Genomic DNA, 1,850 nt, shown 5'->3' with positions numbered 1-1,850 from the left:
GGTCTCCAGCTGGGCCAGCGACTGCTCCAGCTGGTGCTTCTCCTCCTGCAGCCGCTGCTGGCGGCCGTCCAGCTCGTCCAGGATGCGCACCAGGTCTTCCTGGCGGGCACCCCGCAGCTGGCTCTGGTCGTTGGTGGAGCTGACCTGGATCGCCAGGCCCAGCCCAAGGGCGAACAGCAGCGGCTGCAGGAGGAGAAGCACCAGCTGGAGCAGTCGCTGGCCCAGCTGGAGACCAGCTCCAACCAGGCCAAGGAGGCGCAGCAGCAGACCCGGCGCAAGGAGGCCCAGCTGGGCGTCCTTGCGGGCACGGTCAAGGCGACCGGACCCGGGATCACGCTGACGATCAGGGACCCCTCCGGCCATGTGAAGGCGGATATGCTGCTGGACACGCTGCAGGAGCTCCGAGCGGCGGGGGCGGAGGCGATTCAGATCAACAGTGTGCGTGTGGTGGCGGACACCTACTTCACCGACCCGTCCTCGGGCGGCGTGCAGATCGACGGAAAAAGCGTGTCGCAGCCCTATGTCTTCACCGTGATCGGGAATCCTCAGGATCTGCAGCCGGCCCTCAACATTCCCGGCGGTGTGGTGCAGACTCTGGAGAAGGAGCAGGCCACGGCCACCATCGCCGAGGAGCACAAGATCACCGTGGATGCCTTGATCCAGCCGAAGACGCCTGAGTACGCTCGGCCGACGCAGCCATGAACGGTCACGTCGGGCGCCCCCGCTGCCGATGGCGGCGGTTGCGTCCGTCAGACTGTCACCCGACCACTCCACCTCGCCCCGCGGGCGGGTCTGTCGCTTACAAGGGGATTCGCCCGTGAGCCTGTTCTCGAAGCTGTTCGGCCGCAACGCCCGCCGGGGCGCCGCGGAGGCCCCCACGGCGCGCCACCGTCGCGCCGGTGAGGAGCCCGGCGGGGTGCCGGGCATGCGGGGTGCCCCGCAGGGCGAGGAGTTCGCCACCCAGGCCGGGGNNGACCAGGCCGACGGCCCCGGCGGCGGTGCGGGTGGTCGCGGCGGAGCGTACGGCGCGTCGGTTGACCCCTCGGGTGGGCCGCGCATAGGTTTCGACGCGGGACCCTCAACCTCGGGTGGAGGGTTCGCCCCCAATCCCTATGCGGCCGCGGCCCAGCCGGGCGGCCCCCGTCAGGAGGCTGCGAACGCCATGGCTGCGACCGTGTGCACCCGGTGCGGCAACCACAATCCGGAGGCCGCCCGGTTCTGCTCCAACTGCGGGGCGCCGCTGCGCGGCGGCGGCCAGCCGGCGGAGCGGCCGGCGGAGACCACCTCGACCATCTCCATCTCCGGTCTGGAGTCCTACGACCCGGAGGCGACCGGCACCGGCACCCAGCCCGCGCTGTCGCCGGAGGTGCTGGCCGCGATCGACGCCCTGCCCGCCGGTTCCGCGCTGCTGATCGTGCGGCGCGGGCCCAACTCGGGCAGCCGCTTCCTGCTGGACTCCGATGTGACCACCGCCGGGCGCCACCCGGAGAGCGACATCTTCCTGGACGATGTCACCGTCTCCCGCCGCCATGTGGAGTTCCGCCGGACGCAGACCGGCTTCACCGTGGCCGACGTGGGCAGCCTCAACGGCACCTACGTCAACCGGGAGCGGATCGACGAGTGGACCCTGTCCAACGGCGACGAGGTGCAGATCGGCAAGTACCGACTGGTGTTCTTCGCCGGTCACCGGGGGTTCTGAGCAGCCCAACCGGGAGGAGCGGACCCAGTCGTGCCCAGTGACTCGGGAGTACGGGGCGACATCGCTGCCCGGCGCCCGCCGGCGACGACCAGAGTGGTGGCCCAGGCGGCCCCCGCCGCGGACCGCGCTCCGGCGCGCGCCGCGGCGAGGG

At 71.6% G+C, this 1,850-nt stretch carries 2 protein-coding genes; both read left to right on the top strand.

Translation table 11 applies throughout. The features are described 5' to 3' along the window. A partial coding sequence (locus tag AOK09_RS34960; RefSeq protein ID WP_055591223.1) for a DUF881 domain-containing protein occupies positions 1 to 702 on the top strand: 702 nt, incomplete at its 5' end. Positions 703 to 973: 271 nt separating this feature from the next. Continuing rightward, a partial coding sequence (locus AOK09_RS40985) for an FHA domain-containing protein (RefSeq protein ID WP_245687622.1) occupies positions 974 to 1,699 on the top strand: 726 nt, incomplete at its 5' end. Between the last annotated feature and the right edge of the window lie 151 nt (positions 1,700 to 1,850).

Origin of the sequence: Peterkaempfera griseoplana (assembly GCF_001418575.1) — a bacterium.
Taxonomy (GTDB): Bacteria; Actinomycetota; Actinomycetes; order Streptomycetales; family Streptomycetaceae; genus Peterkaempfera; species Peterkaempfera griseoplana.
The sequence above is the reverse complement of the archived record's forward strand: the minus strand, read 5'-3'. Positions and strand labels throughout refer to the sequence as shown.